Source organism: Gordonia sp. LMA167, assembly GCF_058130025.1.
In genome coordinates this window covers 5,511,479-5,525,139 of sequence record NZ_CM176708.1, presented here as the reverse complement: position 1 = coordinate 5,525,139, position 13,661 = coordinate 5,511,479, and the positions used below count along the sequence as shown (strand labels likewise).

Sequence of the window (13,661 nt, the reverse complement as noted above, 5' to 3'; positions counted from 1 at the left end):
CCCCCAATGCGACCAAGCCATCATCGGCTCGGATCATCGGGTGGGTGAGGAGACCGCCGGCCGGGACCGCCACGCAGATGGTCGGCAATAGCCTGACCCATGTCGCGGCCGCGATCTGCTCGTCCTCTTCGTTGTACGGCTGCTTGTGAGGCTCGGGCCAGGTCGTGAGGTCGACGAACCCGCCTCGGCGACCCGGAAGCGAGAGCTCGCCACGCTACGTGATTGTGTCCCAGTAGGTCACACTCAGGTGGGCGCAATCTGGCACAGTAGGTGATGGATCGCCTGCGGCGTTCATCCCGAACGCCGCTGTTGCTGTGCCTCTCGGGACCCGCGTCCCGGGTTCCATTGAGGTGTGAGCGCTGCTGAGCAGCTATTCGGCGCCGCGATCCATTCATCCAAACAGATCATTTTTGTGAGAGTTGCAGAGCAAGACCTTGAGGACTTCGAATCCGTGACGCATTCTCAGTAGTACCAAGGGCCCCCGACACATCGGCCGTCCCCTGGCCCCGCCTATCGGAGGAGTTTGCGAATGTCGCGATTCGAGTCGTTTGGCGAGTTCTTTCGCATGGCAACAGGGCGCAAGCCCTACCCCTACCAAGTTCGTGTTGCCACCGAAGGTGACACGTTGCCCGATGTGATCGATGTGCCGCCTGGTCTCGGCAAGACAGCGGCCGTCGTGCTCGGGTGGCTATGGCGTCATCGTTCGGGAGCTGCCCACACGGCGCCGCGACGTCTGGCGATCGCACTTCCGATGCGAACGTTGACCCGGCAGGCCTTGACCGTCATCCCGCAGTGGGTACACGCGCTTGGCCTCGATACGGAAGTCGACGTGGTACCGCTCGTCGGAGGGATTGGCCGCGGCGGCCATGCTTGGCGCCATTCGCCCCACAAGCTCAAGATCATCGTGGGGACGGTCGACATGATCGGGAGCCGAATGCTGATGCGCGGCTATGGATCGAGTCGCGGCGTCTATCCGATCGACGCCGGGCTGCTTCTCAACGACACTCATCTGGTTGTTGACGAAACCCAGCTCGCGCCCGCGTCGACGGTGACGGCTCGACAGATCGCCGCATTCCAACGTGAATCCGGAGCCGTGAACGTGGGCCTCACCTGTATGAGCGCAACCATCGACATTGACCTCCTTGATACCGTCGACAACCCGTATACCGCCGACGCCCGTGTGGTCCGGCTGACCGATGACGATCTGACACCCGAGGTACATCAACGCCTCGATGCCCGGCGCGTGGTCCGTGAGCTTTCGATCACGCAGGCAAACCCCAAGGAAATCGCCCAAGCGGTTGCTGCGCACCACCGTCCAGGGCTCACGCTTGTGATCGTCAATACCGTCGAAACAGCGATCGAGGTGCGCAAACGTTTGAAAGGCAATCAGCCGCTTCTCGGAGAAACGCCGGTTGTCCTGCTGCACTCGCGGTTCCGCCCATCGGATCGTGACGTGAAGTTCGATGAGCTGCAAAGACTCGACGATGTCGTCGTGGTTTCAACACAAATCGTGGAGGCAGGTGTCGACATTGACGCTCGGACTCTGGTCACCGAGGCGCCACCGTGGCCGTCACTCATTCAGCGCTCGGGTCGCTGCAATCGTGCAGGAACCATCGAGGATGGCGAGCTCTGGTGGTTCACTTCCGGGAAGAAGAGTCCTTACGAGGCAGACGATGTGGCAGCGACCGCCCACGCGCTCCGCGAGCTCGAAGGACAGGCTGTCACCAACGCTCAACTGCTCGAACTCGCGCGCGACGTCAAAACGACCGCTGCGGTTGTTCAGACTCTGCGGCGCACGGACTTTCACGCACTCTTCGATACCGCGCCGGACCTCTCGGGGAACGATCCGGACATCTCGCCGTATATCCGGGACACCGATGAACTCGACGTCGAGGTCGCGTGGGTGGACTTCGACGAAGATGGGCGTCCGTACTCCGACCTGCGTTTGCCGGAGCACGATCACCGCTGCCGCGCACGGATCAGCGACGTGAAAGGTCTTCTCGCTGCTGGTAAAGCATTATGGTTCTTCGATGTTGCACAGCCCAGCTGGGGTGGTGCCCGGTGGTCCGAACTGAGGTCCGGAATGCCCATCCGTCCAGGTCAGGTATTCGTCCTCGATACGGAGGCGGGTGGCTACACCACCGACTATGGATTGGACCCCAAGTCGTCCATGGCGCTTGCGCCGACCGAAGAAGCGACGGAGGACGGTCCGCAGGGCGGGGAGGAACCCAGCAGCGACGGAAACACCTCGGACAGTGGTGCCGTCGGTTTCGGAGGCTGGCTTGAGCTCGACCAACACCTCGTTGATGCTGCTGCAGCAGCAGCGACGATTGTAGCCGACCTTCCGATCGATCCCGCGATTCGTTCGGACATCGTCCTGGCTGCACGATTGCATGACATCGGAAAAGCTCACCCCGTGTGGCAGAACGCGATACGGAAGAGTGTGGAAGGTGCCCCGCCCGGCCGGGTGTGGGCGAAGTCGCCCGGACGTGGCCGACTCGACTACGACGGTGTGACGTCGTTCCGGCACGAACTCGCGAGTGTCGCGCTGCTCGACTCGGCGTACGCGGATCTGCTGGAACCAGCACACGACCGCGATCTTGTGCGGTATCTGATCGCAGCACATCACGGGAAGGTTCGTGTGCAGATCCGTGATGCCTCTCGGGGCGGGGCACACCTTCTGGGGCTTGCGTCCGGGGAGGTGCAGGTGCCGGCTGTGCTGGAAGCCGGGGCGTGTAAGGCGACAATCGACTTGGAACCGTACCGGGCATTCTCGGAGTCTGTCGAAGTGTGGGCCGACATGGTCGATCAGCTCCTTGCCAGGTACGGCCCGTTTTGTCTGGCGTATTTCGAGGCGCTGGTGCGCATCGCCGACTGGAACGCGAGTGCGTCCCCCGAAAGGCGGGAAGAGGTGTGATCGAGCATCGGTTTGTCGCTGCGCGAGGCCGGAATCTGCAGCGGTCGCTGGCTTCATTGGGTTTGGTACGGATCATCGCTGAGCAGCGAGACCCCGGTCTGCGGTGCCGGGTCGAGAATGATGACCTCGTCATCGAGACAGCGGTCGATGACATCGCCCGATGGTTGGTCAACGATTACCGGCCGCGGCCGGTTCTGAGTCCATGGAATGGCGGCTCCGGTTTCGGTGAGAAGGACAAGAACCAGCGTGCCAGCCTCGACGCATTGCTGGACTTCCCGGACCGTGACCGAGTCGCGGTCCTGCGTGAGGCAGTGGGCGTTGTCGATCGGCTGCTCGAGAGAGGCCACGCGGAGAGCTGGGACAAGCAGGCGCTGATCCGGGAAGTCGCAAACAACTGTCCCGACGAAATGCTGCCGTGGCTTCGTTCCGCGGTGGTGGTGCTCGGCAGCGACGATCTGGCATTCCCTCCGTTACTCGGCTCGGGCGGGAACGATGGCCGCCTAGAGTTCTCGAGCAACTACCACCAGCGACTGCTCGACGTGTTGCCGGCCGATGCGGAACGCGAACGCATCAGCCTGGCCTGGGCGGAGGACGCACTTGCCGGGACGTCGCGGGAAAAGCTGGTCAAGGCGTCAGTGGGGCAGTTCGATCCGGGAACCGCCGGGACCCCCAACTCGTCCGCCTTCGGGGCAGCGCCCGGAATGGTGAACCCGTGGCTGTTCGTCCTCATGATCGAGGGCTCGACGCTGTTCGAAGCGGCAGCGGCACGTCGTATCTCGGCGCAATCGACGGTGGATCCTCGCGCGGCGATGACCTTCATGACCCGTGGTTCGAGGGCAGGTTTTGATTCCGGCAGCGATGACGAGGATATTCGTGGCGAAGTATGGCTGCCTTGGTGGGACCATTGGCTTCGCTGGCCGGCGATCAAACGCATCTTTGTCGAAGGCCGCGCGACGTGGCGTGGAAAGACGGCCACCCGGTCCGGCGACATGTACCTGGCGGTCGGCACGCGTGGCGTCTCAGATGTGGTCTCAAAGTTCGATCGTTTCAGCATAGTTAAACGAAATGGTTTGGCGTTCTCCGCAATTGGCGTGGATTCTGTTGGTGTGGCAGACAGCCATATACTACGGGTGGTGGCCGCGGTCGAAGACTGGCCGCAGCGGCTCAGTGGGCGCGGCGGGCTACCCGGAACCGTGGCCGAGGAAGTGCGGAGGTTCGAATCGGCGCGTGTGGAGCTCGCACGGTCGCGCTCGAGTGGGGAGCAGGTGAGGCAGCTCCGAACGCTCCTTCGATCGCTGACGCGGCTCGAGGCCGTGGTCGGTCGGAGCCGGTCGGTAACGGAATCCGTTCGGCCACGAGCGGTCCGGCGCGAATCCGGGAGAATGATGCTTGAGGTTCTCCGCGATGCCAAAGTCCTCGGCGATCTTGCCCACAATCCTGAATTCCGTGTCGCACTCGGGATGGCATCGATCAGGCTGAGATGGCGAGATGGGCGGTGGGTTGGGCTTCGCGATCTCCTTCTCCCTATTGCGGCCGGCCAGGGTGGACCGGTCTGGACAGACGGAGGTCGCGTTGCAGGCTACGGAATCCGGCCGCTCGCTGCCGTAATGACCGATGTCTTGGCCCGGGTCGCGATCGAGGCAGGCATACCGCCCGAGAGGGACAGTGCGACAGGACATTCCATGTCCGGCCTCACGATGCCGAGGAGCATCGCTGTTCCGCTGCCATACTTGCACCTTTTCGCCACCGGTGCGATGGATAACGACGCCGTCGCGGCGTGGTTTGATGCACTGCTTGTCTTCGACTGGAGTGACAAGCGGATCGATCTCGGCGCACCGGTGAGGGCGCCGCTTGTGCCGGAACCCGCACTGGCACTTCTCGGTCTCTTGCGCGTTGGAATCACCCCACCGGCACGAAAGGCCGACGGCCGGGAGGAGCAGTCCGACGAGCCGGCCAAGGGTCTGACCCCGGAGATCGTGGGCGCGCTCATCGCAGGCAATGTCGATCGCGCGCTATTGCTGGCGAAGCAACGTTTCCGCGAGACAGGTCTCGTGGCGGTGAGTGCCGTATCGGCTCGACCAGATCCGCAGGCCGTCGCGGCCGCACTCCTGCCGTGGTCTCGTCACTGCGATCTGGCAGAACGCTTCGCATTCTCGCCCAAGACCATTTACGACACAGGATCGCAGCCCGACCAGCCCGACGACCAGGAAACGGAAAGTGAGATCCCCAATGGCCAGCAAGCGTGACATCCGAAAGTACGTCCTCGAACCTATCGCCGGGAGTCGATTCCAGCCGACAGGCTTCCCCGACCTGGGTGCCGCAATCTACGACGGGCCGGGCAGAGTCACACGGCTGCTGGTCGAGTCGGTGCAATCGCTGGCCAACCACCTGGAGGGAACAACCTGGGATGAGGCGGCGCAGCAGCCGGTCTCGGCCGTCGCAGGAATCCCTTACGTCCGCATCGTCGATGCAGATGCAGGATTCCTCACCAGCAGTCGTTTGGAAGCACATCGGCTAGCGTCGGCCTATGTGCTCGATGCGTCGGACGGCAGCTCCGAGTTCCGTAAGGTGCTCGCGGATCGATTCGGCTTGGTGAACAACAAGCCGCTCAACCTGAGGAAGGTCTACGCGGAGATTTACGCACTCGACCCGTTGAGCCTGCTTCACGGTGTTTTCTTTGCTCAGGGGTCGTGGCCGTGGCAACCCAAGATCAGCCGGGCGGTATCGGCGTTCATCGAGGCGGACGGAGTTGGCTCAGCGGTCAGCGGTGGGGTGAAGAAGGACAGCGTCAACAACAATGTTGACAAGCCGTCGGGCCGTACCTCGGAGAACGGTTACGGCATGGTGCCGCATCATCGCACCGAGTACACAGCGGACAAGATCACGCTGTTCGTGGTGATCGACGAACAGCAGATCAGCTCCTATGGACTTCCGGAGACCGCAACGGAACTTCTCTTGGCACTCGCTGATTGGGAGGTGGCGATGCTCCTTGACGGCGGTCTGCGGTTACGCACAGCGTGTGATTTCCAGGTCACCGGTGTAGAGGGAGCGGGCGAAGTTCCCGACGTCGAAGCGTCACAAGAGCGTCTGACCAACGCGATCGCGGCCGCTGATCTCACTCCAGTTACCGAGCTGACCTGGACTGGATCAAAGGGCAAATAGCACATGGGGACAACGGTAGAGATCACCTTCCCGCTCGGTCGGTATCACGCCACCCCGTGGGACGCCGGCGCAAACTCGGGCTATGTGGAGTGGCCACCATCTCCGTGGCGGCTTATGAGGGCACTTGTCGCAGTTGCGCACGCACGATTCGTCGACGTGGATGAGACCGTCGAGCTACTTCGCCGGCTCGGCAATCCTTCCGCATTCGAGACAGCCTCTGTCACAGTGGGTTCCACGCGGCACTACATGCCCGACGTCAAGCACCGGACGGATAATCGTGGTGGCAGGGACCTGGTGATTGACAGCTATGTGTCGATTGAACATCGCGATTCGGTACCCGATCTGCGGATCCACTGGGATGTCGATCTGGCGGCAGAGGATCTCAAGCTGCTGATGGTCCTCGTCGAGAATCTTCCCTATCTGGGCAGAAGTGAATCGGTCTGCGAGGCAATGGTCGCAGTGCGGGTTGCGCAGCCGGACTCGACTTGGTGGCGGATCGGTGCCGTCGGAGAGGACGTCGAGATCGTCGAGTTGCTCGGGGCAGACGGCTCACCGACACGCGCCGCACTCGAGGCGACGCCAACAAAGGTACGGACCAAGCTTCGGTCGGTCTACCCCCCTGCCACGCGCCTCTTGGGGTACGGGCGGGACCGTGAGCAACGCAGAGCGGTTCGGCGATCGGGACCGCGAGGAGACTTGTCGTCGCGTGACCTGACCAGCGCGATCCGGCTCGAGCTCCATGGCGCGGCAACTGTCCGAATGCGCGACTTCCTGATGCCAACGGACGTCGCACACTCCGCCGTGCGTAAGGCATTGCGGCCGTTGGACGGTGATCCCGAGGTCGCTGCGATCATCGGTAAGGACGGCGGTGACCCGCGCCGGCAAGGCCACGATCACCTACATGTGCTGCCGATTCCCGACGACGTTCGTGGAAGACGTTTCGGCGGGAGCGAGCCGATTCGGGCGCTCGTGTTGTGGACGCCACGCGGGATGTCGTCGGAGGCGTTGAGCCGGATCTGCCGGATCGATCGGCTGTGGACATCGGACACGATCTCTGAGAACTCGTTCCCGACGCAACGCGTGTTGGTCGCCGGCCTAGGTGGTGTCTCGGACATTGGAGGCGAGGTCATGGCGGGTGAAGGGGGGTCGGTCACCTGGATCTCCGCGACACCGTATTTTCCGGTACGGCATCGTAAACGACGGTCGATCGAGGATTGGCTCGAGATCGACTTGAACAAGGAACTCGGTTATCGCGATGCCACGGCTGGTGTCGAGGTTGTGGATGTAGCGGTGGACGATTCGCGGTCCTCGGCATCCGACCTCGTACACTTCCGTCGTAGACGGCTGCACGAGCGCCGCGAGAGTAGCCGTCGAGGCTTCTCGCTCAAGATTAGGTTGTCGGCGCCGGTAACAGGGCCGTTACTACTCGGGCAACTCAGCCACTTCGGTGCAGGATTGTTCATTCCGGTGGCGGAGTGATCGTCTGATCGAACGACACGATGCGTAAGTTGTCGGAGGTCGGTGCGAAGGTTTCCTGGCACCGACCAACGATGGCCGGGGTTCCCGAACACTTCCCTTTCATCGGAGCCCATCATGACCACGGATCTGCCGGAGTTTGTTGCCCGCTCGAATGCTCAACGAGTATGTGTACTGTCCTCGCCTGTTCTCCTTCGAGTGGGTCGACCGCAGGTGGGCTGACAGCCACGACACCGAGCAAGGACACTTTGCCCACCGCGCTGTTGACAAGCGCACCGGATCTCTACCGGGGCCCGAGGCCGAGGACGTAACACCACGCGTGACGTCGCTTCGGATCGAATCCCACACGCTTGGCCTGGTGGCGGTCCTCGACCGGGTCGAGGACGGGGGAGATGGAACCGTAGTTCCTGTCGATATCAAGAAGGGGAAGCCGACGGTTAACGGTTTGCCATGGACTGCCGACGTCGTGCAGGTGTACGCGCAAGCAGCGCTCCTTCGGGACGCAGGGTACGAGGTGGATCATGGAGTGCTCTACTACGCCGAAGTGCACAAGCGTGTGACCGTCCCGATCGGTAACACCGAAGTTGCTGCGGCGGTGGAGCTTGCAAACGAAGCGCGTGATGTTGCCGCACGGGAAGTGGCGCCACTTCCGCTGATCGGAAGCAAGCGGTGTCCCCGGTGCTCGCTGCTGGGGTTGTGCCTGCCCGACGAGACCAACGCGCTCCTGCGTCGAGATGAGGCGCAGCCGCGCCGAATCGTTCCGCGCGATCCGGACAGTCGCCCAGTGTATGTCACTACGGCCGGTGCGAGCGTCGGACTGAAGGGCGGTCGAATTCGCATTGTGCAGAGGGGAACTGAACCTGCAGAGGTTCGCCTGATTGACGTAAGTCATTTGTGCGTGTTCGGCAACGTCCAGGTGAGCACTCAGGCCCTGGCCGAGTTGGGGGGCGCGGGATTCCGGTGCTGTGGTTTAGCTATAACGGCTGGTTGCGCGGTTGGGCGCAGGGCGAGATGTCGAAGTACGTCCAGTTGCGGACTGCGCAAGCCCGGTTGAAGCCCGACCTCGCGTTAAATGTCTCACGATCGATCGTCGCGGGCAAGATCAAGAACGCCAGGACGATGCTGCGACGCAACTCCCGTGGTGACGCCGAGCGGGCGGTCGATGCACTCGCTGGAATGGCTGACTCTGCGCTCGGCGCAGCCTCACCATCCGAGCTGTTGGGGGTCGAGGGAGCAGCAGCCCGGATCTACTTTGAGAACTTCAGTGGTTTGCTCCGCGGTTCGCACGCGCAACTGGCCGCGGAGTTTGACGCGAACGGCAGAAAGCGTCGCCCTGCACCGGACCCGGTCAACGCGCTACTCGGGTACGTGTACTCCTTGCTGGTCAAGGACCTTGTTGCAGTGTGTATCGGGGTTGGTCTTGACCCCTATCTCGGCGTCTACCACCGTCCTCGTTACGGACGTCCAGCGCTTGCTCTCGACCTCATGGAGGAGTTTCGGCCCTTGCTGGCTGATTCGGCCGTCATCGGGATGCTCAACAACGGCGAGGTGACCTCTGGAGACTTCGAACGTCGCAGTGGCGGATGCTGGTTGACCATGCAGGGGCGACGAAAGGTGATACGAGCATACGAGCGTCGACTCGATGTGCAGGTCACCCATCCGGTGTTCAAGTACAAGGTGTCGTATCGCAGGGTCCTCGACGTGCAGGCGAGAATTCTTGCTGGCGTGATCCTTGGCGAACTGCCCACCTGTTGACCGTCTCTGGGGGTGGCGACCACCGGGTGGGGTGGAGTCTTTGAGGGTGCGGATCTGTTGATTGCCGGCGCGTTGGAATTGACGGTGGTCGTCGGCGTCGTCAGGGTGACGAGGAACTGATGGTTGCCCGGCACCCCCGCCCTCTCCGGCAAGATTGTTCGGGGGTGCCGTGCGTAGTGCGAAAGGGCACTGATGGTCACCGTAGAGGTCGATCCTGCACGCGTCGAGTCCCGTCTACTCTCGGGCGATCTTGCGTGCCCGTCGTGCCCGTCGGGAGTGCTCGGCGGGTGGGGCCACGCACGGGTTCGACGCGTTGTCGGGGCACCGGATCCGATTCGGCCACGACGTTCGCGCTGTCGGGGGTGTTCGGCGACGCACGTGCTACTTCCGGTGGTGTTGCTGCTGCGCCGGGCCTATCTCGCGGAGTGGATCTATGCGGCGTTGCAGTTGGCGGCGGCAGGGTCGGGGCACCGGTCGATCGGTGCCGCTTTGGGCGTTCCGGCGACGACGGTGCGCGGCTGGATTCGGGTGTTGGCCTCACGGGCGGATGCGGTGCGCGATCACTTCCTCAGCATTGCGGTCGCCGCGGGTGTCGACGTGAACATTCCGAAGGCGACCGGCAGTCGGTGCGGTGACGCACTCGCGGCGATCGATGCGGCACGGTCGGCGGTGGGCAGCCGATTCGGTGCCGACATTGTCGGTGCGGTGACGGCGGCGGGTGTGTTGGTGGCGCTCTCGGGTAGTCGGCTTCTGGCACCCGGGTGGCCGGCCGGCTACGGGGTCGCCGACCCAACACCAGTTGCCTCTCCCCGTGTGGGTGACGGTCGGCGATCCTCGGATGCGACTGCCTGACACAGGGTTCAGGCAGCATTCAGTGTGGGGAGAGTGGGTTGGTCGTGTCGCACGACAAGGAACGGGAACGGCGTCAGAAGGTGGGGTTGTTCCGCTATCAGTTGATCTGCCCGGCCCTTGATGCCGGGTTGTCGACGAAGGCCCGTGGGAAGGTGGTGCGTGCGATCGCCGCACGCGAGCACACCGACCCATTCGGTACTGCGGTGCGGTATTCGCGGGACACGTTGGATCGATGGATCCGCCGCTACAAGGCCGACGGGTTTGAGGCGTTGGTGCCGGCAACGCGGCAGGCGACGTTGCGCACCGATGCCTCGGTGTTGGAGATGGCGGCGGCGTTGAAGCGGGAGAACCCGGCTCGCACCGCGGCGCAGGTGCAACGAATTCTGCGGGCATCGTCGGGGTGGTCACCGTCGGAATCGACGTTGCTGCGGCACTTCCACCGCCTGGAGTTGATCGGCCCGGCGGCCGCCGACGCTGCGCCGGTGTTCGGGCGGTTCGAGGCGGAGAACCCGAACGACCGGTGGGTCGGCGATGCACTGCACGGTCCGAAGATCGGTGGCCGCAAGAGCTATCTGTTCGCGTTCCTCGACGACCATTCACGCCTGTTGACCGGATATCGGTTCGGGTTTTCCGAAGACACCGTCCGGCTCGGTGTCGCCCTCGAGCCGGCGTTGGCTGCCCGCGGGGTCCCGGAGTCGGTGTATGTCGACAACGGGTCCGCGTTCGTCGATGCGTGGTTGCTGCGGGCGTGTGCGAAACTCGGTGTCCGGTTGGTGCATTCGACGCCGCACCGCCCCCAAGGCCGGGGGAAGATCGAACGGTTTTTTCGCACCGTGCGCGAGCAGTTCCTCGTCGAGATCGCCGACACCACCGCCGAGGAACTCGCACAGACGGGTGTCGATCATCGCACCGCTTTGCTGGAGTTGAATCGGCTGTTCACCGGATGGGTGGAAACCCAGTACCACCGCCAGCCCCATTCCGAGACCGGGCAGTCCCCGCTGGATCGGTGGGAGGCGGGCTGGGCACGCCTGGGCCGGACCGCGGCGATGCCGACCGCTGCCGCTCTCACCGAAGCATTTCTGTGGTCGGAATACCGCACGGTCACCAAGACGGCGACAGTGTCGTTGCACGGCAACACCTATCAAGTCGACGGCGCGCTGGTCGGGCGGAAGGTGGAGTTGGTGTTCTCCCCGTTCGACATGGAGACCATCGAGGTCCGTTACAAGGATGCTTCGTATGGTCGGGCGGTGCCGCACAACATCACTCGGCACGTCCATCCGAAAGCTCGACCCGAGATACCCGAACCACCGGCACCCACTGCCACAGGGATCGACTACCTGCACTTGGTGGCCGAAGCCCATCATGATCAACTGCGCCGAGATCGGCGCATCGGCTACGATGCACTGTTCGGCGCAGGCACCGACACAGAGATCGAGGGGCAGCTCAGCATCGATGACATCGCCAGAGAAGACACCGAACGAGCGGAGGGTTCGGCGTGAGTATCGAACGGCTACAAGCACATTACGGTTTCACCAGGATGCCGTTCGGGCGTAACCTCGCACCGTCGATGCTGCATCGCCACCCTGGTCACGCCGAAGCCGTCGCCCGCATCACCTGGTGCGTGGACCAACACGCCATCGGGGTGATCACCGGTGAGGTCGGAGCCGGTAAAACTGTCGCGATCCGCTCGGCCACAGCCGCATTGGACCCGGCGCGCCATGTGATCATCTACCTGCCCAACCCGTCGGTCGGGGTCCGCGGGATGCTGCACCACATCGTCACCGCACTGGGACGGGCCCCGAACTTCTACACCGCGACGCTGGCGCCGCAAGCAGCGGAATCACTGGCCGCCGAACACGCTGAACGCGGCCGCACCCCGGTGGTCGTCGTCGACGAGGCGCACCTGCTCGACAACGCACAGATGGAAGCGATCCGCATGCTCACCAACCACGACATGGACTCCGGTTCCCCGTTCGCCGCACTATTGGTGGGGCAGCCGACCTTGCGGCACCGGCTCAAACTCGGCGTCCTGGCGGCACTCGATCAGCGCATCGCCGTCCGATATGCGCTCGGCGGGATGGCGCCGGCCGACACCGCCGACTACATCGGCCACCACCTCAAGATTGCCGGCCGTTCCGACCCGCTGTTCTCCGACGACGCCGTCACGCTGATTCACACCGCTGCACGCGGGCACCCGCGGTCGGTGAACAACCTTGCCGTGCACGCTCTCACCGCCGCGTTCGCCGCCAAATCTGCGATCGTCGACGAGAAAGCAGCCCGGATCGCCGTCACCGAATCCGGCAACGACTGAGGCACTCACCGCTCGACGTCACCACGCCGACCACACCATCACATCGCAGACACAGGGCCCCGACCGCTACCGCGGCCGGGGCCCACCCATATCGACATCATCGGCAACACCAGTGACGGCATCATCTGCACACTCAGCGACGGACAACACCCACCTACACAGCCATGGTGACGAGGTGATCGGCGGTGGCGCGCCGTCGACATCTCATCGCCTACGACATCTGTGAGCCCGCCAGACTGAGGCGGGTGTGCAAGGTCATGGAGGCATACGGAACGCGTCTGCAGTACTCGGTATTTCTGTGCGATTTGTCCGAACTGGAGCGAACCCGCTGGAGGACAGATATCCACGACGTCATGGACTACCGTGAGGACTCGGTCATAGTTATTGACCTAGGCGCGGTCGGTACCGCAGCTACGGTCACACAGTTGGGCCGGCCGCGTACGATGCCCGACTCCGGACCCACGGTCGTGTGATCTCCTGATGCGAGCGGTGGGTCCGCCGCGCGATCCCCGGTCAGCGCTCGCGCGCTGGTCAGAATGTTGTTTGATAACTCTACAGCGATAGGTAACGTTACCCGCGTGCCGAATTCACGGTACTGCTCGCGTGAAGCTGAATCTTTGCTGGTCAGAGGTGGTGAATCTCGCGAGCGGTGCTCCCGGTCTTCACGACCGGGTTCCATTGAGGGGTCATCTCCTGCGCCGCACACCTACTCCAGATAGTTCCGGTGCTCCCGGTCTTCACGACGGGTTCCATTGAGGGGGAGGTGGAGTCCGTAGGCAGGGTGTGCGGAATGTGGGTGCTCCCGGTCTTCACGACCGGGTTCCATTGAGGGAGGCTGTCACTGTGTTCGTGGGGAAAGTCCTGTGTGATGGTGCTCCCGGTCTTCACGACCGGGTTCCATTGAGGGCAGAAGTTCGGAATATCGGAATAGTCGGCTGTCCGCTTTGTGCTCCCGGTCTTCACGACCGGGTTCCATTGAGGCACGAGGAACGCGTGATGCGGGCGCGGCACCTCGTACTCGAGTGCTCCCGGTCTTCGCGACCGGGTTCCATTGAGGTGGCCGGATGGCCGACGCGGTTGTCAGCCGCTCCTATTAGGTGCTCCCGGTCTTCGTGGCCGGGTTCCATTGTGACTTCATTCGTGGGGTCAGTGCTCACTCAGTTACTAATCCGGTCTGCTGGTGGAGCA

Annotated in this window: 8 protein-coding genes, 1 pseudogene and 1 CRISPR repeat array; all 9 genes and pseudogenes read left to right on the top strand. The window is 63.2% G+C overall.

What is annotated here, in order from left to right; translation table 11 throughout:
- The first annotated feature begins 529 nt into the window (after positions 1–529).
- The 9 genes and pseudogenes from cas3g (at position 530) to cas2 (ending at position 12,946) form a co-directional block, all read left to right on the top strand.
- Entirely contained in the window at positions 530–2,917 is a 2,388-nt protein-coding gene (cas3g, locus tag ACVT6V_RS25155; RefSeq protein ID WP_489896802.1) for a type I-G CRISPR-associated helicase/endonuclease Cas3g, read from the top strand.
- A complete protein-coding gene (gene cas8g1, locus ACVT6V_RS25150) occupies positions 2,914–5,163 on the top strand; it encodes a type I-G CRISPR-associated protein Cas8g1/Csx17 (protein WP_489896801.1) in 2,250 nt (749 codons plus the stop codon). The genes cas3g and cas8g1 overlap by 4 nt, the downstream gene beginning before the upstream one ends.
- On the top strand, positions 5,147–6,079 hold the full coding sequence (gene cas7g, locus ACVT6V_RS25145; protein WP_489896800.1) for a type I-G CRISPR-associated RAMP protein Csb1/Cas7g: 933 nt from the start codon (positions 5,147–5,149) through the stop codon (positions 6,077–6,079). The genes cas8g1 and cas7g overlap by 17 nt, the downstream gene beginning before the upstream one ends.
- A 3-nt stretch (positions 6,080–6,082) precedes the next feature.
- A complete protein-coding gene (gene csb2, locus ACVT6V_RS25140) occupies positions 6,083–7,558 on the top strand; it encodes a type I-G CRISPR-associated protein Csb2 (protein WP_489896799.1) in 1,476 nt (491 codons plus the stop codon).
- Positions 7,559–7,709: 151 nt separating this feature from the next.
- A pseudogene (gene cas4g/cas1g / locus ACVT6V_RS25135) lies at positions 7,710–9,310 on the top strand (CRISPR-associated endonuclease Cas4g/Cas1g).
- A 192-nt stretch (positions 9,311–9,502) separates the two neighbouring features.
- Positions 9,503–10,162 (top strand): helix-turn-helix domain-containing protein, encoded by a 660-nt coding sequence (locus ACVT6V_RS25130; protein WP_489896798.1) that lies wholly within the window; start codon positions 9,503–9,505, stop codon positions 10,160–10,162.
- A 38-nt stretch (positions 10,163–10,200) separates the two neighbouring features.
- Entirely contained in the window at positions 10,201–11,661 is a 1,461-nt protein-coding gene (locus ACVT6V_RS25125; protein ID WP_489896797.1) for a transposase, read from the top strand.
- 38 nt (positions 11,662–11,699) lie between these two features.
- On the top strand, positions 11,700–12,473 hold the full coding sequence (locus tag ACVT6V_RS25120; RefSeq protein ID WP_489900698.1) for an ExeA family protein: 774 nt from the start codon (positions 11,700–11,702) through the stop codon (positions 12,471–12,473).
- A gap of 185 nt (positions 12,474–12,658) precedes the next feature.
- Positions 12,659–12,946: a CRISPR-associated endonuclease Cas2 gene (gene cas2, locus ACVT6V_RS25115; RefSeq protein WP_489896796.1), complete on the top strand. Its 288-nt coding sequence runs from the start codon at positions 12,659–12,661 to the stop codon at positions 12,944–12,946.
- Between the two features lie 323 nt (positions 12,947–13,269).
- Positions 13,270–13,605: a CRISPR direct-repeat array (repeat unit 35 nt; unit sequence GTGCTCCCGGTCTTCACGACCGGGTTCCATTGAGG).
- Positions 13,606–13,661 lie beyond the last annotated feature (56 nt).

What these genes read in the sequence shown, in the direction of transcription:
- ACVT6V_RS25130 (WP_489896798.1), top strand. Translation starts at nt 9,503, where the DNA reads ATGGTCACCGTAGAGGTCGATCCTGCACGCGTCGAGTCCCGTCTACTC.
- ACVT6V_RS25120 (WP_489900698.1), top strand. Translation starts at nt 11,700, where the DNA reads ATGCCGTTCGGGCGTAACCTCGCACCGTCGATGCTGCATCGCCACCCT.
- csb2 (WP_489896799.1), top strand. Translation starts at nt 6,083, where the DNA reads ATGGGGACAACGGTAGAGATCACCTTCCCGCTCGGTCGGTATCACGCC.
- cas7g (WP_489896800.1), top strand. Translation starts at nt 5,147, where the DNA reads ATGGCCAGCAAGCGTGACATCCGAAAGTACGTCCTCGAACCTATCGCC.
- cas3g (WP_489896802.1), top strand. Translation starts at nt 530, where the DNA reads ATGTCGCGATTCGAGTCGTTTGGCGAGTTCTTTCGCATGGCAACAGGG.